At 47.7% G+C, this 1,978-nt stretch carries 1 protein-coding gene; it reads right to left on the bottom strand.

The features are described from left to right. Positions 1 to 597: 597 nt before the first annotated feature. Positions 598 to 1,978: carotenoid oxygenase family protein (locus tag NZ772_18085; GenBank protein MCS6815465.1), on the bottom strand; the 1,381-nt coding region annotated here is incomplete at its 5' end.

The raw sequence follows: 1,978 nt of genomic DNA, 5'->3' as shown, positions 1-1,978 counted from the left end.
TCTCATCTACAGCACCAATATCGAAATGCTAAAGATTCAATCAATATAGCAACCCCAGCTTGATAGCTAGCGAGAAGTCAGACACACAAACCAACAGCCCCTCTACGCTGGGTAAAGGCAGGCTTACTAATATATATGTGTATGCCCTACTGAGTTGAAGCTAAACCTCAAACTAAGGGAGTGCGATTACCAAGCTTTAGCCGAGAAAGAAGTTCCTGACGTTACAGAATACAAACACGCCAGTGCAGACAATACTCGCTACTACTAAGCAGTTAAGCAGTAATGTCTGATAGCAAGTCAACACCAACAGAGAAAAGCTGAACGGTTAACAAGTAGCCTCATCAGTCAATCAGTAGCCTGATGTATTAACTAGGTTGCAAGTGATTAACAATTATGCAGATGCACAAGTTAGTGATTATGTTGTTAACCAGCAGCAAACTTGGCGTTTAGCTACCTACTACCGTGGAAAATCACACATTAATCCTACCATGCTAGGCCAAATAGCGTGAACTTTCAATAATTTGACGGAAGACGATCAACAAATACTTGTGTCTGCCTCAGTAGGCTAATCATTCGGAAGAACGCCGATTCAGTATCTCAGAGAACTGTGATGCCAAAACACTCTGGCGTAAAGGTGCCGTGTAACCCATAGGGAATATGGTGGGATAGGTGAAGACAGGCAATGGTTCCACGATCAAGGTTGTGAGCATCTAAGATAACGAGGTCAGAGCGATCGCGCTTTGAATCGTAGACTAAGGTCAGCAACCAGCCATCATCCTCAGTAGTAGCGTCAGGGCGAGGGACAAATACAGGTTCACCCACAAAGCCATGGGGTGCAGCACTCCAAAATTGGCGATTGTTAGCGTGAAGATCTACTTTCAAAATCCCTTGTAATGGGGCATTTCCTGTAGGTGCATGGGCTGCTCCTAAGTAAACATAGCGGTAGTTGCGTCCTACGTGTTGGGGGTGCACGTAGGGAAACTCGCAACAGCGGGGTTCTAGCAAGTGGCGATCTACAGTTTTGTTAGTCAGATCTAGCTGAAAGCGCCAGAGTTGCCCTGGTGGCAGGGCAGCAAAGTCAACCTCTTCAAAATCTGTCCCTGGTTGCAGCTCTGGAAAAGAAGCATAGCAAACCGAGTCTACGACTAGTCGATCACCCTGGGCAAAGGCATTCGCATGATGAAACACAAAACCAGCCTGGGTTTCAAGAACATAGGGCTGAGAAGGTATTTGCTCATCAGCCTCAAAACTGTGCGGACGAGGGATAACAATCACACGAGTAGGACGCTCAGGGTGAAACCGCAGACACTCCCCTGCCCCTCGCAGACCGAACACGTAGGGCAGAGGATTAAAGTCAACAGGATTTTGGAAAAAGATGCAGTATCGAGGAGTAATAACAAAATCGTGGATAAAGGCAAATCCAGGCACGTAGTGGGTATAGGTCTCTACGATTTGCCCAGCCAGATTTAGCTCATAGACTGTAATAGCAGTGGAGAGTCCTGGCTTAATCGAGAAATTGACCAGCCGGGGTTCCCTAGTTCCATCACCCGGATCAATCCGAGGGTGGGCAGCAAAGGCATCACCTGGAGACAGTTGGCCATCGAAGTATTCTAAGCCAAGGGTTTCCAGGGTGTGGGGATCTAAGCGATAGGGTTCAGCGGCTTCCCATAGAGCTAGCAATTTACTACCCCAGTAGATTACTTGGGTGTTAGCAATATTTTTCAGGCCTAGGTCAAAGATATTCGCTAGCCAGCCTCCTGGCTTTTGAGTGCCGAACACACCTCGGTACAAAATCCTGCCAGCTTTTTGCTCGGCTAGATAGCCCGCTGTCTTGACAAAGCGATTACGGAAGTGGGCACGGCCGTTGTGGAAGGCGATCGCACAGACCATGCCATCTCCATCAAATGGGTGATGGATACGCTGACCATTAACGTCTAACAATCCAGGCCCATTGCGAAATAATGTGCCGTGCAGAGTG

Source organism: Cyanobacteriota bacterium (assembly GCA_025054735.1).
In the GTDB taxonomy this organism is placed as follows: domain Bacteria; phylum Cyanobacteriota; class Cyanobacteriia; order SKYG9; family SKYG9; genus SKYG9.
This window is presented reverse-complemented; position numbering and strand designations above follow the sequence as displayed.